Below are 21,820 nucleotides of genomic sequence, written 5' to 3'. Positions count from 1 at the left end.
TTTGCTTACGGGACTCCTTCACGGCTGCGGCTGTGCGGGAGTCTTTTTTATGTTCTCTTTACGGGGAGAGGCGAGTGGGACCCCTGCGTTTATGGGTATAACAGTATTAAGATGAAATACATCCTCTAAAACCGGAATTCATAACTGGGGGTTGGGCCATGAAATGGCAGGGCAGAAGAGGTAGTTCGAATGTAGAAGACCGCAGAGGAAGCAGAGGCGGAGGCGGCAAGCTGATTGGCGGCGGAATTAGCGGGATTATTATTGTGGTGATCGTTACGCTGCTGAGCGGCGGGAATATCGGTGACATTATGGGCAATCTGACTTCCACGGGCTCCAGCACCAGCTCTAATGTTCCTTACGAGCAGACCGCACAGGAGAAGGAGTTGTCGGAATTTGTCTCCGTAGTATTGGCCGATACCGAAGATGTCTGGTCCGGGGTCTTCCGGGAGCAGGGGAAGACGTACCAGGACCCTACGCTTGTGCTCTATAGCGGTAGCGTGGACTCTGCCTGCGGAACCGCCAGTTCGGCAGTCGGACCGTTCTATTGCCCCGGGGACGCCAAACTGTATATCGATCTCAGCTTCTACGACGAGCTGCAGCAGCAATTCAATGCGCCGGGCGATTTCGCCATGGCTTATGTAATTGCCCATGAGGTGGGTCATCATGTGCAGACACTGCTGGGTGCTTCCGAGCAGCTGAATTCGCTGCGCCAGAGCCTGAGCGAGACCGAATTCAACAAAGCTCAGGTCCGCTTTGAGCTGCAGGCCGATTATTATGCCGGGGTATGGGCGAAGCATGCCCAAGGAATGAACCTGCTGGAGGAAGGAGATCTGGAGGAAGCCTTAACCGCAGCGAGCGCAGTGGGTGACGACACGATCCAGAAGCGGGCACAAGGCTATGTGGTGCCTGACAGCTTCACTCACGGCACCTCCGAGCAGCGCAAACGCTGGTTCTACAAAGGGTTCAACTCCGGCTCCATTGAAGGCGGAGATACCTTTAATGCCACTGAGCTGTAGATATTGAACTGTAGAGGCAAGCGGTATCTGTCCCAATGTTGGTTTATACTGGCGAAGACTGGCCCTCTATCTTCTCAAAAGCTTTAAATGTCAATAAAGCAGCGATTCTCTTGGTCATTGGAGCATCGCTGCTTTACGTTTTTGTTCATTTGCGGCTTGCTTAGGGATATTCTCGCGTGCCGCTTTGGCCATTTGGCGGGAGGTCTCTTTATTTGTGTTTTTTTAAGATTACAGAACCACCTCCCGCTTAAACAGCGGAGCGGACGGAACGATTGTGGAAAAGCGGCAGCGGTCGCCTTTGTCCCCGGATTTTCACCGCTAAGGAGAATCAATAAAATCTGGGGACAACAGCGATTGGAACAACGTTCCGTTCGCGGAGAGCGGACGGAACGATTGTGGAAAAGCGGCAGCGGTCGCCTTTGTCCCCGGATTTTCACCGCTAAGGAGAATCAATAAAATCTGGGGACAACAGCGATTGGAACAACGTTCCGTTCGCGGAGCGTCCATCCAAGCGCACACGTTGAGCCCGGCCTAGGAGATGCTACTCCAAAATAAAGAACTGTACAAGCGGCCATTTCATGGCTTTTGGGACAGCTCCCTCCTGCTTGCAATGCACAGCGCTCCCGTACCTGATCTTCACCGTTCTAAAGTCCGGCTACGGACGAAGGTCATTGCGGTACGAGAGCCGGTTCCGGCCGAGTTTTTTGGATTCGAGCAGAAGCTGGTCAGCGTAGACATACCCTTTTTCCATAGAAGTCTTCTGGCCGGGGTCTGCCTTGTAATAATAAAGTCCGAACGAGGCGGAATACGGCACGCGGATCATCTGTTCCTCGAATTCTGCGGTTACGCAGTGTCCGTGAAGGCTGTCCAGGATTGCCTGAATCTGTAACTGGCATTCCTCAAAGGTTCTGTTCCTGAGAAACACGGTGAACTCTTCCCCGCCGCTGCGGAACAGGATGTCTTCTTCCTGCAGAAATTGCTTCAGTGTATCGGCAAAATCAATAATGACGCGGTCACCGACGGCGTGGTTGAAGGAATCGTTGATTTTTTTGAAACGGTCGATATCCGCCACTACAATTCCGATATATTCCCCGCTCTGGTTCAGCTCCTTCATCATCTTATCCATGTGAGCCCGGTTATAGGTTCCTGTCAGGAAGTCGCGGTAAGCCATCTGCTCGAACTTGTCGCGTTCATATTTGTGCTGGGCGCTTTGCGATTTGGAATAGAAGGAGAGGCTGACGATGTAATTGAGCAGGAAGAGGGCGATCAGCATTTCCCATTTCTCCATTTGCAGCAGGCGCAGGAGCAGCGCATTGGTCAGGGCTACCTTGCTGAAATCAAGCAGGTTACGGCTCCGGAACAGCAGGTGGCGGGCTTCCTTGCGTGTCTTGATGTCTCCAGAGAGCGCGAAGGTTATGATCAGGAAAGTGGAGGACAGCAATGTGGTTACACAGACGACCAGGAGAAACAGGAGCCAGTATCCGAGCGGAAATCTCTCCGCAAAAGGGTGAAGCACATTGTACAGATAATACGCAGCCGATCCGCCCAGTGTAAAGGACCCAATGTTGTAGAACGTATCCAGAAATTCGCCGGGATCGGCGGTTTTTGTCTTCTTTTTATAGAAAAATACAATGAAGCGGTATACGGTTTCGAACAGAAAGGTGCCTAGCGGTCCGGCGAAAATTCCGAATGAAGAGGTATAGCTGATAGCATAATCTATCGTAGAATTCCCGCTCCGGGTCACGATGCGCAGTTGAAAGTAGAAGCTGGAGAAGATCGTATAGAGCACCAGCGCCTTGATATATGTATCGTCCAGAACTATAGCATGCTTGGGAATGAAAGCTATAGCAACGGAAGCGGCAAACAGGGAAAGGTCAAATACCCGTGCTTTAGACATGACAGAAGTTTTCCTTTCAGGATTTATACCGATTATAACCGAAAAGACGTTTTTTGATTATAAAGTTATTTTGGAATTTTTATAGATTGAACCATACACCCATGTCCTATATCCGGCAGCGGTCATATAATACTTTGTTAATGTGGAGCCGTCTGCTCTCGTGCAGAAGTGAATCTATTAGCCGGGGAGAGGAAGTTATGAAAATATTGCTGGTTACCTACTGGGGCCTTACCAATATGGGCGGGATCTGGACGTATATGAGACAGCTTGCCGATAAGCTGAGCGAACAGGGACACTCCGTAACACTCATGGGAAGCCATGTGGAGAACAACACCTTGTATTTGCTTGGGCAGAATGCTTCTTTTGATAAAAAAGCCTTCTATACGCTGCTGCTCCCGCACCTCGATATTACCTTATTCCCGCATCTGCATCTGGAGCATGGCATATTCAGCTTTGAGCTGGGGCGTTATGTATTTGAGGGGGGAGCGGCGGTTCTGGGGCTGGAGAATTACGATGTCATTCATGCCCAGGACCCCATTGCCTCCTACGCGCTGCGGCGGATTATGCGCCGTCAGGTTCCTCTAGTCTCCAGTGTGCACGGGGCACTTTCCCGGGAAGCTTATTATGAATACAAAGGGCTTGAGCCTGGACTTACCCGCGAGGAATATGAGCTCCGGCCGATCTGGCGATATTTCCGGCGGATGGAGGCGCTCGCGGCCCGGTCGGCCGACTTGATTATGGTCTCTTCGAATTGGATTGGCCAGCTGACCCAGGAGCTCGGTGTAAGCAGAGAACGGATTCATACTTTGCCGTATGGAGTGAATCTGGAGCAGTATGCGGCCAGGGCGGCGAAGCCCTCACCGCTTAAGATCGGAGGCGGAACCAAAGTAATCATGTATGCCGGACGCCTCGAATATATCAAAGGCGTGCATGTGCTGATCGAGGCTCTGGGAATGCTGCAGAAGCACCGTACAGACTGGACCTGTGTAGTGGCCGGCATAGGCAGCCTGCTGGAAGAACTCAGGGAACAGGCGCGCCAGCTTGGGATTCTGGAGCATATCCGCTTTGCCGGGAAGCTGGATAATATTCCGGCAGTACTAAGCGAGGCTGATATTTATGTGCAGCCTTCCCTGCAGGATACTCAGCCGTTCTCGGTCACAGAGGCTCAGCTTGCCGGCATTGCCCCGATCGTTTCCGGCACTTCAGGTATGCCGGAAATGGTCCGCCACGGGGAGACCGGCTGGATCGTTCCGCCCGGTGATGCCGCCCGGCTGGCCCGGCTGCTGGAGCAGCTGCTGGGTAATGAGGAGCTGAGAGTACGTACCGGCTTCCAGGCAAGGGAGTGGGCGCAGCGCAGCCGTTCACTGGATGTCATGGCGGCCGGAACGCTGAATGTATACCGTAAAGCCATAAGTATGCGGGAGAGCGTACAAAGCCCGGCAGTCCGTTCAACCTTGGGAGCAGAGCCGGCGGCAGGACCCGTTCCCGGAGCCTTCCATCCAGCCGATGTGCTGAATGCGATGTATCCCGGTATTCCGCTTGCGGCGAGCATGCGGGCAAGGCTCCCGCAGGATTATTCCATTCCGGATCCCCTTACGGTACTCACCGATCCGAAATGATTTTCTGTCCGCCGAAGTAGGCGGCAAAGTTGTCATGCCTTCCTGATTGAAGCATATACATGAGTGGAGTAACATTTTGGGCTTATGCTCTGGGCTTGTCTCAGGGATAGATTATGCCAAGAAGGAGGACATTTCCCGTGTTTGACCAGTCACACGGCTTGCGGTTTGATATTTATGAACGCATTCACCTTTCGGAAGAGCTTCCGGGAATAGCTGAGCTGGAGGAAGTCGAGCTGATTCCCGACATCCAGGTAATCCAGCGGGAGGACCGGGCGGAATTGCACGGGCAACTGCTGCTCACCGGACTCTACCGGGGGGAAGATGATCGTACACAGCGTCTGGAGCATGCGATTCCTGTTGAAATCACAGTCCCGCTGAACCGGGTCAGCTCACTTGAAGACATAGGGGTTGAGATCGAGAATTTCGATATTGACCTGCTTACGATGCGAACCGTCAACATAACAGGGGTGCTCTCGCTGCGCGGAATCGGAAACGCGGATGCCCAGCCGGCCTGGCAGCAGGAGGAATATACAGTAGCCTACTCCCCTGAGTCTGAGGACCATAAGGCGGAAGCGGATAACCGCGGGCCGGAGAATGATGCGCTATATGAAAATTCGCTCTGGACCTACGGGGAAGGTGTCGCGGATGTTTCTGTGGAGGATCAGGAATATGCGGATTCCGTGGAGGCCGCGGGTAATCCGCTATTCCTGGAAGACTCTTTGTACACTCAGCCTTCGGCCTTAGTGTCCGCTCAGTTGAAGGACAAGGAAGCCAAGGTAAGGACGCATAGCCTGGATTCCTCCCCCGCAACCGTTCCATCCGGAACAGCGGATTCCGGACAGAACTACAGCAAATCTGCGGCTGAGCCGGTCTCCAGTCACTTTCTTCCTTCCCGGGAGAAGACAGAAGAGATTGCTGCGGTAAATGATTCGTTCAAGGCAGGTACGGAGGAGGCAGGACTCCCGGCAGGGACAGCCGCCTTGAATACTGTGGATCATTGGGGTACTGCCAGTCTTCATGCAGCCAATCAGGCAGAGCCGGTATTCACATCCGCGGCCAGTGACGATGCTGCAGTGCTGGCCGAGAATGAAGAAGTGCCTGAAGAGGTTCAGGCTATAGACAATGAGAGCTTCGTGTCCGAGGAATCCTTACCTCCACAGGAGGAGAAGCAGGATCTCAAGATTGCGCTTGGCAGCAAAAAAGATCCGGCAATTGCCGAGCAGGAGCCATTGACCTTCTCTTCGCTGCTCAGCTCCAGCCGTGCGCGCAAGGAGCAGGAGATTCTCCATTCCGAGGAGGTAGCCTCCAAAGCGGCGGTTATTCCTGAGGCAGGGAATGATACCGAATGGAAAAGCCGGTTCATCGGCGGCCTTGGCGGTACAGAGCTGTTCCGCAAAGTGCGGCTCTGCATCGTTCAGCGGGAAGAAACGCTGGATACGATTGCCGAGAAATATCAGCTCAGTACCAGAGAGCTGTCCATGTACAACCGGCTCTCCGGACAGAATGTAGAGGAAGGCCAGGTTTTGTATATTCCCTAGGATGGATCGGGGAATTCGAGCAGGAAGTTGCGGGGGGCTGTCCCACAAGCCATGACATGGCTGCTTGGGGCAGCCTTATTTTTTTTACATAGGGTATGTTTGGCCCGGTCTGTTGCGGGTTCATATTCGCTTAGGCAGGGTTAATGGTCACTACCGGCTTATGTACTTGGCAGATTCAACCAGCTGTGCGTCGGTATACACTACTTCTTGGGAGGATGGGATATTTATGAAGAAAAAAGTGACGGCAGCCGCGATCGCATTGGGCGTGGCGCTGACCGCTTCGGCCGGCGTTTATGCCGCGGGCAACCTGCAGGAGATTCGGGCATCACTGAATTACAAGCTCGGGATCATCGTGAACGGTCAGGTCTATACGATGAAAGACGGCAACGGTAAAACGCTTGCCCCGATCACGTATAATGGTACGACGTATCTGCCTGTACGCTCAATCAGTGAAGCACTGAACACCTCTGTCACTTATGATGCCGCAAACAGCCGGGTCGTCATCGGCGGCTCCGCTTCTCCTGGCACGTCCTCTCCGGAACCGGCCGCGGTACCGGTACAGCGGCCGAAGAGCCTGCCGTCTGACTTCCCGCTTCCGTCCGATGCCAAAGTATTCAATCTGATCGAAGGCTCGGCGACCGGCACGCCGGCCGCGACGTTCAGCTATCTGACGAAGCAGGACCTGGAGACGCTTGGCAATACGTACAAAGAGTATTTTGTGCGCAAAGGCGCCAACGCCAAATCCGAGGAGATCTCCGCGGCAGCCTTCTCGATTATCGATGCCGGAAGCACATTCTCCGTTACGCTGGATGCCTACGTGGGAACTGGCAGCTATGAAGGCTACAATATCGTCAATGTGATCTGGAGCGGGAAGTAAGCGGTAGATGGGCGGCTCTCTGTGTATTTATCTCTGTTAGCCCTGCGTGTACAACTCCATTAGACAGTTTTTTGAACCGGGCGGTATAAACTCTGACCTTTGTGTGTATGCTGGTTGACTAGGAATAGGACTGAATGTATTATTGACATAAGTAATAACTAGCATAAAGACTGGGAACGGGAAGAGTAGGCGGTCAGCCCTTCAGAGAGCGGAATTGTAGTTGCTGTGAATTTCCGCAGGATGCAGCCCCCGAAGTCGCCCCGGAGTCGCCCTTCTGAGCTTGCCTCCATGTTTATGGAGACCAGGTTAGGATGTGGCCGGACGCAGCCGTTATCTGCATGAGTGTCGCGCTAAGCTTCCGGACCTGTAAGGGGTCCGAGGCAGGGGTTTATTTTTTGTTAGCGCGAAACAAAGGTGGTACCGCGAAAGAATGGCCTTTCGTCCTTTGAGACGAAGGGTCTTTTTGTATTTAAATATAAGGATATATATGTTTCACTCTATCAATCATCCTTATATTTCTCGCTGAAACGGTACCGTCCTTAGAATTGGACGGCAAAGCCGTTTCCACTTGTCAGATCGTTACAGAATACAAAAAGCTTCTCATCATTTTCTCTAATGGAGGGTTCACAATGGCTGATAACAACAATACAGCAGCAGAGCTGACGAATCAGCTGGAAGCGGCAGAAGACACCGCTACTGCGAATCACAAGCAAAGCGATATGCCGACTACCTATGATCCGGGGTCGGCGGAGAAGAAATGGTATACTTACTGGATGGAGAACGGCTTCTTCGAAGCAGGCAAACGTCCGGATGCGCAGCCTTACAGCATTGTTATTCCCCCGCCGAATGTAACAGGAATGCTGCATATCGGTCACGCGCTGGATTTCACACTGCAGGATGTTCTAATCCGTACCAAACGGATGCAGGGCTATGATACGCTGTGGCTGCCGGGAACGGACCATGCGGGTATCGCCACGCAGACCAAGGTGGAGCAGAAGCTGCGCGAGCAGGGCATCTCCCGCCATGATCTGGGACGCGAGAAGTTCCTGGAGCAGGTATGGGCCTGGAAGGAGCAATATGCGGAGACGATTCACGGGCAGTGGGCCAAGATGGGCTTGTCGCTGGACTACTCGCGCGAACGGTTCACCCTGGATGAAGGAATGTCCAGCGGTGTCCGCCAGGTATTCATTCAGCTGTACCGGAAAGGCCTGATCTACCGCGGCAAACGCATTATCAACTGGGATCCGGCTGCACGCACGGCTCTGTCGGACATCGAAGTTGAATATAAAGAGGTAAATGGCCATCTGTACCATCTTCGCTACCCGCTTAAGGACGGCAGCGGTTACCTTACTGTAGCTACAACCCGGCCGGAAACGATGCTGGGCGATACTGCGGTTGCCGTGCATCCGGAAGATGACCGTTACAAGGATCTTATCGGTAAAACCCTGATCCTGCCGATTATCGGCCGGGAAATTCCGGTTATCGCTGATGATTATGTAGATAAGGAATTCGGCAGCGGCGCGGTGAAGATTACCCCGGCACATGATCCGAACGACTTTGAGATGGGCGTGCGTCATAATCTTCCGCAGATTAATGTGATGGATGAAGGCGGAATTATGAATGCGGAAGCAGGCAAATACCAGGGACTGGACCGCAGCGACTGCCGCAAGGCGATCATTGCTGACCTGAAAGAGCAGGGCGTACTTGTATCCATTGAGGACCACGTACATCAGGTTGGACACAGCGAGCGTTCGGGAGCCGTAGTTGAGCCTTACCTGTCCACCCAGTGGTTCGTGAAGATGCAGCCGCTGGCAGAAGCGGCCATCGCAGCGCAGAAGGATGGAACCGGCGTTAACTTCGTGCCGGAGCGTTTTGAGAAGACTTACCTGAACTGGATCGAGAACGTACGTGACTGGTGTATTTCCCGCCAATTGTGGTGGGGCCACCGTATCCCGGCCTGGTACTCCGAATCTACCGGTGAGATCGTTGTTGCGAATGATGAAGAAGAAGCGCGCAGAATCAGCGGTCTGACGGACCTGAAGCAGGATGAGGATGTTCTGGATACCTGGTTCAGCTCGAACCTCTGGCCGTTCGCCACGCTGGGCTGGCCTGATGAGAACAGCAGCGACTATCAGCGTTATTATCCGAACAATGTGCTGGTTACCGGCTACGATATTATCTACTTCTGGGTAGCCCGCATGATCTTCTCGGCGCTGGAATTCACCGGTGAGAAGCCATTCTCCGATGTGCTGATGCACGGCCTGGTCCGCGATGCGGAAGGACGCAAAATGTCCAAATCGCTCGGCAACGGGATCGACCCGCTGGATGTTATTGAGCAGTATGGTGCAGACGCCATGCGCTACATGATTTCTACAGGCAGCACGGCCGGTCAGGATCTGCGGTTCCGGATGGAAAAGGTAGAGCAGGCACGCAATTTTGCCAACAAGATCTGGAATGCCTCTCGGTTTGCACTGATGAATCTCGAAGGTGTTTCTTTTGAAGATATTGACATTACAGGTGAGCTCAGCACGGCGGACCACTGGATTCTGCACCGCCTGAACGAAACTTCCCGGGATATTACGCGTCTAATTGACTCGTACGAGTTCGGTGAGACCGGCCGGCTGCTGTACAACTTCATCTGGGATGATCTGTGCGACTGGTATATCGAATTCGCCAAGCTCTCGCTGTACGGAGCGGACGCGGCTGCCAAGGCCAAGACACAATCAGTTCTGGCCTATGTACTGGACCGCACGCTGCGCCTGATTCATCCGTTCATGCCGTTCATTACGGAAGAGATCTGGCAGCATCTGCCGCATCAGGGAGACACAATCACGCTGGCCGAATGGCCGAAGTATGAACCTGCGCTTGAGAATCCGCAGGCAGTGGCAGAGATGAATCTCCTGATGGATGTTATCCGTGCCGTTCGTAATATCCGTGCGGAAGTGAACGTGCCGATGAGCAAGAAGGTAGAACTGATTATCAAAGCCGGGGGTCAAGAAACCCTGGACATTATTTCCCGCAACGACAATTACATCGGGCGCTTCTGCAACACCTCTTCCTTCGAAGCAGGCCTTGCGCCGCAGACACCGGATAAAGTGATGTCCGCTGTGGTTACAGGAGCCGAGCTGCTTCTGCCGTTGTCAGGACTGATCGACATTGAACAGGAAATTGCCCGTCTGGAAAAAGAAGTCCAGACACTGAACAGCGAAGTTGAACGCGTGGAGAAAAAGCTCGGCAATCAGGGCTTTGTCGCCAAGGCGCCAGCTAAAGTCATCGAAGAGGAGCGGGCGAAGCAGGCGGACTATTCTGATAGACGCGAGAAAGTGCTGGCCCGTATCGCAGAGCTGAGAGGATAAGGGATATGGATGAGATCACCCGGAGCGGCGGTACCGCTCCCTTAAGTTCTTATACAGAAGCGGTAGACTGGATCAACAGCCTGATTCCTTTCGGTATCCGGCCAGGGCTGGAGCGGATAGAGCTTCTGATGGAGAAGCTGGGTCATCCGCACCGCAAGCTCAAGTTCATTCACGTGGCGGGGACGAACGGCAAAGGCTCTACCTGTGCTTTTCTGACCCGTGTGCTTATTCAGAGCGGGTACACGGTGGGGACCTTTACTTCTCCTTATATCACGAAATTCACGAACCGTTTCCAGTACAATGGAGCAGATATTTCCGAAGAGACTTTGCTGGAACTCGTTAATAAACTGCGTCCGCTGGTTCAAGAGATTGCGGGCGGTGAGCTGGGTTCGCCGACAATGTTCGAGGTATCGACGGCACTGGCCATTCTCTATTATGGCGAAGTCTGTTATCCGGATGTAGTCGTATGGGAGACAGGTCTTGGGGGAAGGCTGGATGTAACGAATATTGTTACTCCGGTAGTGTCTGTAATCACGAATGTCGGACATGATCATACCGATGTACTCGGGGATACACTGGAGCTGATCGCCGGTGAGAAGGCCGGAATCATTAAGCCGGGTGTTCCTGCAGTCAGCTGCGTGAGCCAGCCGGAGGCCATCGCTGTACTGAAGGCTAAAGCGGCGTCTACCCGTTCTACTCTATATTTGGCTGGAGAAGATTTCAGCTATAGTGGCGTAGAGCTCAGGGACGGCCACCAGCATTTCACCTTCCAGGGTCCATTCCGTTCGCTTGAGCTGGATATCGCTATGAAAGGCGAACATCAGCTGGAGAATGCAGCGGGAGCTATGATGGTCCTTGAGGTGCTGCGGCAGTATATGGCCTTCATGCTGGAGGACGAGGATGTGCTGGAGGGATTCCGCGGTACATTCTGGGCCGGAAGGCTGGAGGAAGTGGGCACTTCGCCCAGAATTATTCTGGACGGAGCGCATAATCCGGAAGGTGCAGAGAGCCTGGCCAAGAGTCTTCCGCAGTTTGGGCCATACGGTAAATTAAATTTGCTCATGGGGATGCTGGCAAATAAGCATCACGAGTCGTATCTCAAGCATATACTGCCTATAGTGGATACGCTCATCCTGACCGAACCGGATTTCCGGAAGAAAATGGACGCGGAAGATCTGCAGGCCATCGCAGAAAGTCTGCGGAATAAATATGCCAAGGAAAACTTGGAAATCATAGTAGAACGTAATTGGGGCCAAGCGCTGCATCTGCTGCAGACGATCACAGCGGACGATGACCTTGCGGTCGTGTCCGGAACGCTGTATTTGATTTCTGATGTACGCAGTACGCTTTTACGGCAACCCGATTCTGAAAAAGGCTGGTGACGAACTGTTGGATACTACTGAACGTGTGCATTTTATAGGGATCGGCGGCTACGGTATGAGCGCGATTGCCCGGGTGATGCTGGAGATGGGATATACAGTTACGGGTTCTGACGTAGCTGCCCAAGAGTTAACGGAGAAATTGATTGCCAAAGGTGCCAAGGTCTACATCGGACATACGGCCGAACAGGTCAAAGGCGCGGATCTGGTCGTATATTCTACGGCGCTTGCGTCGGATAACGTAGAATGGGTAGAAGCGGAGCGTCTCAAAATACCGATTCTTCACCGTTCGCAGATGCTTGCCCGTCTGCTGAATGAGCGCAAGGGTGTGGCTGTTGCGGGTGCGCACGGCAAGACTACCACCTCATCGATGATTGCTCTGGTTATGGAAGACTGCGGAGTGGACCCTACGTATATTATTGGCGGGGAGATCATGAACGTCGGTACGAATGCCAAGGCGGGACAAGGGGAATTCGTCGTAGCCGAAGCGGATGAGAGTGATGGCTCATTCCTGCAGTACCATCCCTGGCTGGGGATTGTAACGAATATTGAAGCCGACCATCTGGAGAACTACGGCGGTGATTTCGGCCAGCTGAAGGAAGCTTATGTGCAGTTTATGAACCAGCTGCGTGAGGACGGAACGGCTATTGTGTGCGCGGATGATGAGAATGTGAAATCTCTGCTGCCTCAAGTAAAAGGTAAGGTTATCACCTACGGAATTCATTCGGAGAGTGCAGACTACACGGCGACCGACATCGTTCTGGGCGACCGCCAGGTGTCGTACACGATGAATCGCGGTACGGAGGTTCTGGGCCGTATCGAGCTTTCCATTCCGGGGCAATACAATCTGTATAATTCAATGGCGGCGGTAATTTCCTGTCTGAAATCCGGCATTGCCTTTGAAGCGATCGCTGCAGCAATCGTGAAATTCCACGGTGCCAAGCGGCGCTTCCAGGTGCTGGGAGAGATCGACGAGATTCTCGTCATTGATGATTATGCGCATCATCCAACGGAGATTCAGGCTACCATTAGTGCTGCCAAGGCTACCGGCAAACGGATTATCGCCGTGTTCCAGCCGCAGCGCTACACGCGTACCTTCTTCCTGCTGGATGCGTTCAGCCGTGCGTTCAGCGAAGCGGACGAAGTGATTATTACCGATATCTACTCGCCTGCCGGAGAGAAGCAGATCGAGGGAGTCACCTCCGCGAAGCTGGTGGAGCTGATTGTGCAGAACAGCAACGCCGGTGCACGGCATCTGCCGACGAAGGAAGCTGTGCTGGCTGACCTGCAGGACCGCATTGCTCCCGGTGATCTGGTGATTACAATGGGTGCGGGTGATATCTGGAAGGTCGGGTATGCTCTGGCGGATAATCTGAAGAATCGTTAATAGGGCTTAGGTCATTCTATGCGGATTACACATATCACTTTAGGGTAATAGATAGCTAGGCATTTTAACAGAAACGGTTTCCGTTCCTTGAATAAGGACAACGAAGCCGTTTTTTCTTTTTATGTCAGGAGGTATCTGGCGGTCTGAGAAATTAGAAGTGAAATTAAACCGCCATTTTGCCGATATAGCTTGTGAATGATATTGTCCTCCATAAAGAGAAGGTATTTCCGCATATTTGGTGGTGTACTCATGAGCTTTCAGCTTGATATTAATACACTGTTGTACTTGTTCATCTTGGGGAACTTGTTTTCCGGACTGCTGATTACCTTTTACCGCTACCATTTCGCCAAGGATACCGCCTCGGTCCTTTTTATAACTGCAAAGTGGCTTCAGGTCGTTTTCTGGGGCTCTATTCTGCTATGGGATTATGTCCCCCATTGGATCGCCGTACCTCTAAGCAATGCGCTCATTCTGGCTGGAGGAGGTCTGGAAATTTCGGCCCTGCTGATGATGATGGGGATGATGGACAGTAAGGCAAAACTCTATTATTCAGGGCTGGTTGTGGGCAGTGTTCTGAGCTTTTCTATCGTCGCCCTGTTCTTCAACCATGCGAACCTGAGGGTGGCCACGACCTCGCTATGGGTGATGCTGTTTGTGATCTACCCCGGCTACCGTTTGACAGCGGGTAAAGAACGTTCTCCGCTCCAGAAAATAATGGGAGGCGTATTTTATACCATTGCTGCCGTGATGCTGTTGCGGTCCTTTGTCGCGCTGTTTCTGGAACCGGAGATGGGACCGCTGACAGCTAATCCGGCACAGTATTTGTATTACCTGGGGATGTTTTTGATGCTGGTCGGGGGAATTGCGGCTTTCATCCTGCTCTCCAATGAGCATTCATATGAGAAGCTGAAGCGCATAGCCACTTATGACAGCCTTACCGGAATCCTTGGCCGCAGGGCTTTTCTGATAGAGGCTGAGCTGAAGCTGGCGATGGCGGCAAGAAAGCGGGAATACTGCTCAATGCTGCTGCTGGATCTGGACCATTTCAAAATAGTAAATGATACATATGGACATGACAAGGGCGATGTAGTACTTCAGGATTTCGCGCTTACCATTGAGAGCCGGCTGGGAATCGGTGACTTGTTCGGCCGGGTTGGCGGCGAGGAATTCGCCATTATGCTCTATGGGCAGGATGTGGAGAACAGCAGCCGCAAGGCGGAAGAACTGCGTCAAGCCGTCAAGGAGGCTTCGGGAGACAGTCTTGCCGGCGGGTACACCGTAAGCATCGGAATGATTACAGTACTTCCTGAGCAGCAGACCGCCTTGAATACCCTGTACAAGCTTAGTGACAGAGCCCTGTATCAGGCGAAGCAGGACGGACGGGACCGTGTGGTCAGAGCCGGGTAAAAGAACGGGATAATACACATCATACATATGACATCGATGAGCAAGGGGGTGGATGCTATGGCTGCCAGTTTGGATTTCAAGACACTGCTGGCGTGTCTCTTTTTTGGTAATTTCTTTACGGTTATGCTCACTCTGGCTTACCGGTCGCGTTATCCGAAAGATGGTACATCCCTGCTGTTCCTGACCGCCAAAATTCTGCAGCTGGTGATTATGATCCTTCTGCTGTTAAGGGAATATCGTGAATTTAGGGTTGTGCTTCCCTGCATTATTCTCTTGAATCTGGCCGGAGGAACCGCAGAGATCTTCGCGCTGCTCAAGATACTGGAGGCCTATTCCGAACGGATAAAACGGATTTATTATACACTAACCGGATGCGCCGCACTTGGTCTGCTGCTCCTGTATCTGCTGTCTCCGGACGAGCCGCGGCTAATTGCGTCTGCCCCGCTTGCGGGGGCACTGCTGCTGGGTTATCCTGCGTATATACTATGCTGGAAAGTGAAAAAAACACCGCTTCAGGAAATTATGGGCCTGCTATACGGAATTGTTATTCTCTCGATGCTCTGCTATGCAAGCAGACTGGTATATCTTCCGCCTGAGGGCTCGCCCGTTGGTGAGTGGATGCAAGTCTTTTTCTATATTGGAATATACCTGCTGATGTTTCTCGGAACCGCCGGCTTCATGCTGCTCTCCAGGGAGCAGTCCTATGCGGAACTGGAGCGTGCAGCCACATACGATGAGCTCACCGGCATCCTTAACCGCAGAGCATTCGTGCTGCGTGCCCGGCCCCTGATTGCTGCGGCTGCCAAGGAGATGGCGCCCTTCTCTTTCCTGCTGCTGGATGTGGACCATTTCAAACAGGTGAATGATACTTATGGGCATGACACGGGTGACAAGGTGCTGCGCGACTTTGCCCGCAGAATTGAGCGTCAGCTCGGCAACGGGGACCTGTTCGGACGGTTCGGCGGGGAAGAATTCGCTGTGCTGCTGCACCGGTCGGATGAGGAAGCGAGTGAGGAAGTGGCTGAGCGGCTGCGCCGGTCCGTGCTGGACGCCACCATTGATGGCATAACCCTCTCGTATACCGTGAGCATCGGTCTGATTACGATCGTCTCGGGCGAGCGCGTCCCGCTCAATACTTTGTACAAGCTGAGCGATACCGCCTTGTACCAGGCGAAGCAGCGCGGACGCAATTGTGTGGTCCGTAGTCACGGCTATGCAGCGAGGGAGCTTGAAGTACATTCCTGAATGTACTGACCATAATCCTAAAGTGCAATTTAAATACAATCACAAAATTAGGAACAACAGCGCTTCTCCTGTTACTGGAGCAGCGCTGTTGTTGTGTCCGGGCTTAATAAAATGACAGTTTTTTGAAATTATTTTTGCATTAGCCAAGAAACGACAAAACTCCGCAGAACTTTGGGGTAATATATGCTAGATACCTGGCACTGCCAGACACAGATAGATAAATGGAGAGTAGGAGAAGAAGCCATGAGGGAAAAATTGCTGTTCATATCTGCAGAGAATCCATTTCCGCAGGATAGCGGTGGCAAGCTGAGAACGGGCAATATTCTGAATATTTTACTCGCCAAATACGATGTGGATCTCTTAACGTATTCAGGTTCCAAAGATACGGAGGCCATACCGTCCCTTACCGTGCATGAGGTGAAGCGCACAATGAATTACCGCAGGGCGATGCTTCGCTCCTTGTACAAATGGCGCAATTGCTCTTATATGAGCCATGTAGATGTAGATATGAAGGAGAAGATTACAGAGCTCTGCGGACAGCATGCATACAGCCATGTTTTTATTTCCCATAGTCTGCTCGGCTGCTGCATTGACATTGTGCGCCGTTCCCTGCCTGGCACTGTTATAATCACGGACGCGCATAACTTCGAGAGCGGATTGTCTGCACAGCTTGCCCGCAGGAAGAGGGGGATCGCCAAACTCTTTTATTCCCTTAATGCGGTATGGACGCGCAGAGATGAGCTTAAGCTGATGGACAAGACCAATCTGCTGCTTACAACATCCGAACAGGATGGGCTGAGCTTCAAGGCACTTTCTTTTAAAAATTCTATCAAGGTCCACGTGATCCCTAACTTCATCCGTATGGGTGATTATCGGACAAATACGCTTTTTCCGAAAGAGCCGTGGATTATCCTCCCGGGCAATATGAACTACTTCCCGAACATTAATGCAGCTACCTATTTCTACCGTCAGATCTATCCGCTCATCAAAGCCAGGGTTCCGGGCATCAAATGGTATATCGTCGGCCGGGATGTGCATCCGGAAGTTGCCGCTCTGGCAGACCAGGACCCATCCATCATCATCACCGGATATGTCGACAGTGTGGCGGACTATATACGGAAGGCGCAGGTTGTGATCGCCCCTCTGCAGGAGGGCAGCGGAACACGCCTGAAGATACTGGAGGCCTGGGCGCTCAAGACTCCTGTCGTTTCAAGCACCAAAGGAGCAGAAGGGCTGCTGTATGAGCATTCCGCGAATATTATGATTGCCGATGATCCGGTTACGTTTGCTGAAAGTGTGACTCAATTACTTCAGGATCACGAAAAAGGAGTAGTGCTTGCGGACCGTGCCTACCAGACCTTGCTGGCTAACTATGAGGCGGAAAGTGTCCGGGAAAAGCTGCTAAGTCTTGTCTAATGTAAGGGGAATACGAAAAAATATTATTTCATCCCATAAATCGACAATCTTTTTCCGGAAACTGCGTTACTATTGATCTACATCTAAAGATTCATAAATGAAGGCTGGATGTAATCCGGCCTATTTTTCTTTGTATACAATAATAACCATTTACATAGAACCAAGGAGCTATAGCCATGAGAGAGAAAATGCTGTTCCTATCAGCCCAGAGCCGTTATCCCGAAGATTTAGAAGGAGAAATAAGAACAGAGAATTTTCTTGATATTCTGCTGGAGCGGTTTGATATTGATCTGCTAGAGTATTGTCATTGCCGCCGGGAACTGGCGGTAGAGCCTGGACCTGCGCTTACGGTGCACCAGGTGAAGAGGACTTCTGCTTCCCAGAGATCACTGCTGCACCCGCTGAATAAGCTGCGCTCACATTCTCCGCTGATCGGTAATGATAAGTCTTTGCGGGCTGAAATCACGGAGATGTGCCGCTTGAATACATACAGTCATGTGTTTATTTCCTATTATATGCTGAGTAATTGCCTGGATATTGTATCCTCACTGCTTCCGGAGGCTGTCATCATTACAGATGCCCACCGTTTCGGGAGCGGAATGCTGGAGAATAGGGCAGCCGGCAAACGCGGTATTAGCAAAAGCTATCATAAGCTGAATGCCGCACTGATCCGCCGGGAAGAGCGCAGATTAATGAACAAGACCAGTCTGCTGCTGACCGCTACAGAATGGGATGCCCTTTCTTTTAAGGCGTTATCCTTTGCGGATGCTAGCAAGGTGCATGTAATTCCGCCTTACATTGACCTGAAGGAGCCTGCTTATGCCTCCGGTGAGACAGTAATCAAGGAGAAATCCATAGTCCTTCATTGGAATATGAATACCAGCCAAGGCAAGAATGTGGCCTTATTGTTCTTAAAGAAGATATACCCGCTGGTCAAAGCGGAGGTGCCGGATTTCCGGTGCTATATGATCAGCGATAAAGTGCATCCGGAGGTCGCTGCCTTAGCCCGCAATGATGCTTCTATTGAAATTGTCAGGGAATTTGAACATACAGCCGATTACATCCGGCGGGCCAGCGCCGTGGTAGCTTCTTTGCGCGAAGGCTGCGGGGGGCAGATTAAGATCCTGGAAGCCTGGGCGCTGCGGACGCCGGTCGTCTGCAGCTTGAGCGGTTCGGAGGAATTAATCTGTGAGACGGGACGGGATATTCTGCTCGCAGGCACGAGCGCAGTCTTTGCCGGCCAGCTGGTGAAGCTGCTGACAACGCCGGAGCTGGGCTACATTATTGCGGATCAGGCTTACCGGACACTGCTCAAGCATTACGCGGCGGAAGGGGTTAGGGAGAAGGTACTTAGTCTGGTATAAATATATTAAAATAGCATATCCATCTCACATCTATCATATATTTCAGTATAGAACTGAAGATAGCGAGGTGTGAGCATTGAATAGCGGAAGAATGACATTCCGGTTTGATGGGGAGACGGCAGAACGTAAGGCGGAAATGGCAGACCGCCGTATAGGAAGAGAACCTGTTAGAACCCTGGAGGTTGAGGACAGGGAACAGCGTGAGGAGATCAGAACGGCCCCGCATCTCCGTGCAGATGAATATATCGTTGATCTGGAGCGGGTGGAAATCCCCCGTGCAGCTGAAGTATCTTATATGAAATCCGCTGATCCGCGCCGCCGGAACTGGGATGATTCAGATGGAGAGTATGATACTGGACAGTATTCATATCTCCCAGACTCCAGAACACGTACAATTCCAGTTTATGCGGAGGTTTACAAGGAAGATGATAATGCACCGCCAGGTGAACACTACCCGCTGTTTGAGGATGAGCGGGGCGCTGAGCAGGAGCGGTTCGGGCAGTTCAGCACGCACGGGAATCTGTATGGAGGCTCCTACCATACCCGCCGCCCTTCTTATTGGTGGAAGTTTGCTTTGTCAGTAGCAGGGGCAATAGGCACGGGAATCCTGCTCGGCTATGCAGCGCTGTCCTTCATCAGCGGCGGAGGGACGGGCACCGGGAATGGAAGCGGCAGTTCCGCTGTTCAGACGGGGATCGTTCAGAGCCAGAATGACACTGGCGGGGGAGCAGCAGATATCACAGGCGTGCCGGTTGAAGGAACCGGTGAAGCGGTGGCAGCGCATGTTCCGGTACAGATTGCGGCGCAGAGCTATTATCTGCTCCAATACGGCGTATTCAGCACACCGGCTGGTGCTGCGCAGGCTCAGCAGGAGCTACTTGCCGCAGGGCTTGCCGCAGGTCTGGACCCAGCGGACGGCAACCGGGTGTATGCCGGGATGTCGCCTGACCGCGAGCAGGCCAAGCTGCTCAGCAGCGGCCTGAAGAATCAGGGGATCGAGCTGTATGTAAGGGAAGTGGCCTTGCCGGCTGTGGATCAGGTCAGCTATAACGGAACGGCGGAAGCGGTGGACAGCTATTTTGTGGTCAGCAGCCAGTTGTTGAGTGAGCTGAGCGGCCTGTCTGCTTCTCTGCTGAGCGGTGCGGCCAGCAGTACAGACAGCTCAGCGGTAAGTGATCTTCATATGCAATGGACCCAAGCCGTCAAGCAGCTGGAGTCGGGGCTGTCTCCGGAAGGGAAGAGTATCGCCGCCGGGCTGGAGAAATCCATGAGCCGGGGAATATCCGCATTGAACGAGTACGGCAAGAATAAGGCAGAGGGCCTGCTCTGGGAAGTGCAGGAGGCTATGATGAGCTTTTTGACCGGCCAGAAAAGTCTGCTGTCTGCGATAAGCTGAACATCCACCCAATTGTATAAGGTGTTGCCCATCCCCCGTACCGGCTGTTTGCCGGACGGGGGATTGCTGTGTGGCTCGCCAGTATAGCTGCTGCATGATAAATCAGTTGCCTATTGTGCCGGAGTCGGATAATGTTAGTGGACCACACCCGGCGGAGACTGGTGAAATCAGGCTTTATGCGGTACGGATGTGGTAAACATTCCCTGAACGGATTTTGCGTTTGTATTGAACTCCGTTTCACCGTATAATAATTAGGGTGTCAAAAAATGGCGAGGGAAGACCAAAATGAAGAAGAAAAATGTAGGAACACTGCTGTTATTTCTAATTCTGGGCTGGCTGGCCGGAGCCTGGATTGCCAAGCTGCTGGAACCTGTAAAAGCTCTGTCTTTTCTTACAACCTCGACTGTACTCAAGTGGTCGCCGCAAGCTGATTTGGACATCATAACCTATGACATCACTATCCATTTGAAATTGTGCCTGCTCAGTCTTGCCGGAATGATAACAGCTGTATGGCTGTACCGCAGACTGTAGCGTTCGCTGCCGGCATCTAGAAGGGACGTTTATTACAGTGGAGCATGACAACACGCGACACATTATTCTTGCTTCGGGTTCGCCGCGGCGGCGTGAACTGTTAGCCTCGCTTGGCCTGCCTTTCGAGGTTCTGGTCAGTGATGCTGATGAGAGTACGCCGCCGGAATGGACGCCTGAGACCATCGTGCGTAATCTGGCTGTGCGCAAAGCGGAGGCAGTAATCCCTGCTGCCGGAGAACGGGATGCTGTTATTGTCGGCAGCGACACGATTGTCGTGCTTGACGACAAGGTGCTCGGCAAGCCGGTGGACGAGCAGGACAGCGCTAAGATGCTGGCCATGCTGCAGGGAAGGACACATCAGGTATATACCGGGGTGGCCTGTATCGGTCTCGCAGAGGGGCGGACCCTGGTAGATCACAGGGTAACCTCTGTAACTATGAGAGCAATGAGCGAAGATGAAATCTGCGCCTACATCGCGACCGGGGAGCCTGCCGACAAAGCCGGCTCTTATGCAATACAAGGGCTTGGTGCCACCCTGGTGGACGAAATTGAAGGCTGTTATTTTAACGTGGTCGGTCTGCCGTTGTCGCTGCTAAGCGGCATGTTGTCCGGGTTCGGCATTTCTGTACTGAACCGGCAAGGATAGCAGGAAGAAAGAGGGTTAGGGATGGAGTCGCAAACATTTATGCTGCGTGACCTCCCCCATGAAGAACGACCACGAGAGCGCATGATGCATTATGGGGCGGAATCATTAAGTCAGGCGGAGCTGCTGGCTATTCTGCTGCGCACAGGTGCGCAGAGTGAATCGGCTATTCATATCGCCCAGCGGTTGCTGGGGATTACAGGCGGCCTCCGCGGGCTGGCGGACCTGAGCATTGAAGAACTGACAACAATCAAAGGCATTGGCCCTGCCAAGGCCGTGCAACTGAAAGCAGGCATAGAGCTGGGAAGACGCATGGCGAACTCCCGGCTTACAGAACCGGTTATCATCCGCAGTCCCCAGGACGCGGCGGAGATTCTGACCGAGCAGCTGCGTTATTTGCAGAAGGAGCATTTTATCTGCTTGTTTCTGAATACGAAGAATCATGTTATTGCGCAGGAAACATTGTCCATGGGCAGCCTTAACGCCTCCATTGTGCATCCCCGCGAGGTGTTCCGGGCAGCCATGAAATGCAGCAGCGCAGCTATTATATGCGCACATAATCATCCGAGCGGTGATCCGACGCCGAGTCCTGAAGACATCTCCTTGACCTCAAGGCTGATGCAGGCAGGTGAAATCGTCGGCATCGACGTGCTGGATCACCTGGTCATTGGTGACAGCAGCTTTGTAAGTTTGAAAGAAAAAGGTTATATGTAATACAATTGTCTAGATTCACAAGGAAAAGGAGCATA

The 21,820-nt window shown here is 52.5% G+C and carries 16 protein-coding genes and 1 other annotated feature; of the genes, 15 read left to right on the top strand and 1 reads right to left on the bottom strand.

The annotated features are described in order from the left end of the window. Positions 1 to 158: 158 nt before the first annotated feature. Positions 159 to 1,016 carry a neutral zinc metallopeptidase gene (locus QW71_RS16570; protein WP_039300554.1) on the top strand — a complete coding sequence of 286 codons (858 nt, stop codon included), beginning with the start codon at positions 159 to 161 and terminating at the stop codon, positions 1,014 to 1,016. 655 nt (positions 1,017 to 1,671) lie between these two features. On the opposite strand, the gene QW71_RS16565 is transcribed toward QW71_RS16570, so the two are convergent. Further along, positions 1,672 to 2,913: a GGDEF domain-containing protein gene (locus QW71_RS16565; RefSeq protein ID WP_039300552.1), complete on the bottom strand. Its 1,242-nt coding sequence runs from the start codon at positions 2,911 to 2,913 to the stop codon at positions 1,672 to 1,674. 197 nt (positions 2,914 to 3,110) lie between these two features. Between QW71_RS16565 and QW71_RS16560 the strand changes: the two genes are divergently transcribed. From QW71_RS16560 to radC, 14 genes are all read left to right on the top strand, one after another. Beyond that, positions 3,111 to 4,532, top strand: coding sequence for a glycosyltransferase family 4 protein (locus QW71_RS16560; protein ID WP_052770056.1), 1,422 nt, complete (start codon positions 3,111 to 3,113; stop codon positions 4,530 to 4,532). 137 nt (positions 4,533 to 4,669) lie between these two features. Further along, complete coding sequence (locus tag QW71_RS16555; protein ID WP_039300550.1) at positions 4,670 to 6,070, top strand: LysM peptidoglycan-binding domain-containing protein; 1,401 nt, start codon at positions 4,670 to 4,672, stop codon at positions 6,068 to 6,070. Positions 6,071 to 6,296: 226 nt separating this feature from the next. Further along, on the top strand, positions 6,297 to 6,947 hold the full coding sequence (locus tag QW71_RS38055; RefSeq protein ID WP_052770055.1) for a stalk domain-containing protein: 651 nt from the start codon (positions 6,297 to 6,299) through the stop codon (positions 6,945 to 6,947). A gap of 163 nt (positions 6,948 to 7,110) precedes the next feature. After that, positions 7,111 to 7,396, top strand: a binding site (T-box leader). 270 nt (positions 7,397 to 7,666) lie between these two features. Further along, entirely contained in the window at positions 7,667 to 10,303 is a 2,637-nt protein-coding gene (locus QW71_RS16545; RefSeq protein ID WP_039300586.1) for a valine--tRNA ligase, read from the top strand. A 5-nt stretch (positions 10,304 to 10,308) separates the two neighbouring features. Further along, entirely contained in the window at positions 10,309 to 11,685 is a 1,377-nt protein-coding gene (locus tag QW71_RS16540) for a folylpolyglutamate synthase/dihydrofolate synthase family protein (protein WP_039300547.1), read from the top strand. 7 nt (positions 11,686 to 11,692) lie between these two features. Beyond that, positions 11,693 to 13,069: a UDP-N-acetylmuramate--L-alanine ligase gene (gene murC / locus QW71_RS16535; protein WP_039300544.1), complete on the top strand. Its 1,377-nt coding sequence runs from the start codon at positions 11,693 to 11,695 to the stop codon at positions 13,067 to 13,069. A gap of 249 nt (positions 13,070 to 13,318) precedes the next feature. Continuing rightward, positions 13,319 to 14,476 carry a diguanylate cyclase gene (locus QW71_RS16530; RefSeq protein WP_039300542.1) on the top strand — a complete coding sequence of 386 codons (1,158 nt, stop codon included), beginning with the start codon at positions 13,319 to 13,321 and terminating at the stop codon, positions 14,474 to 14,476. 57 nt (positions 14,477 to 14,533) lie between these two features. Beyond that, positions 14,534 to 15,721, top strand: coding sequence for a GGDEF domain-containing protein (locus QW71_RS16525; RefSeq protein WP_039300539.1), 1,188 nt, complete (start codon positions 14,534 to 14,536; stop codon positions 15,719 to 15,721). Positions 15,722 to 15,964: 243 nt separating this feature from the next. After that, on the top strand, positions 15,965 to 17,137 hold the full coding sequence (locus QW71_RS16520) for a glycosyltransferase family 4 protein (RefSeq protein WP_039300537.1): 1,173 nt from the start codon (positions 15,965 to 15,967) through the stop codon (positions 17,135 to 17,137). 176 nt (positions 17,138 to 17,313) lie between these two features. Then, positions 17,314 to 18,501 (top strand): glycosyltransferase, encoded by a 1,188-nt coding sequence (locus QW71_RS16515; protein ID WP_039300534.1) that lies wholly within the window; start codon positions 17,314 to 17,316, stop codon positions 18,499 to 18,501. Between the two features lie 76 nt (positions 18,502 to 18,577). Then, positions 18,578 to 19,897: an SPOR domain-containing protein gene (locus QW71_RS16510; protein WP_152679778.1), complete on the top strand. Its 1,320-nt coding sequence runs from the start codon at positions 18,578 to 18,580 to the stop codon at positions 19,895 to 19,897. Positions 19,898 to 20,182: 285 nt separating this feature from the next. Beyond that, positions 20,183 to 20,428, top strand: a complete 246-nt coding sequence (locus QW71_RS16505) for a DUF4321 domain-containing protein (protein WP_039300531.1) — start codon at positions 20,183 to 20,185, stop codon at positions 20,426 to 20,428. A 37-nt stretch (positions 20,429 to 20,465) separates the two neighbouring features. Then, positions 20,466 to 21,074, top strand: coding sequence for a nucleoside triphosphate pyrophosphatase (locus QW71_RS16500; RefSeq protein WP_039300528.1), 609 nt, complete (start codon positions 20,466 to 20,468; stop codon positions 21,072 to 21,074). 21 nt (positions 21,075 to 21,095) lie between these two features. Beyond that, positions 21,096 to 21,785, top strand: a complete 690-nt coding sequence (radC, locus tag QW71_RS16495; protein ID WP_039300526.1) for a DNA repair protein RadC — start codon at positions 21,096 to 21,098, stop codon at positions 21,783 to 21,785. Positions 21,786 to 21,820 lie beyond the last annotated feature (35 nt).

The organism is Paenibacillus sp. IHB B 3415 (genome assembly GCF_000802655.2).
Lineage (GTDB): Bacteria > Bacillota > Bacilli > Paenibacillales > Paenibacillaceae > Paenibacillus_AQ > Paenibacillus_AQ phytohabitans.
Note: the sequence above shows the minus strand (reverse complement) of the source record. Positions and strands in the feature narration are given on the sequence as shown.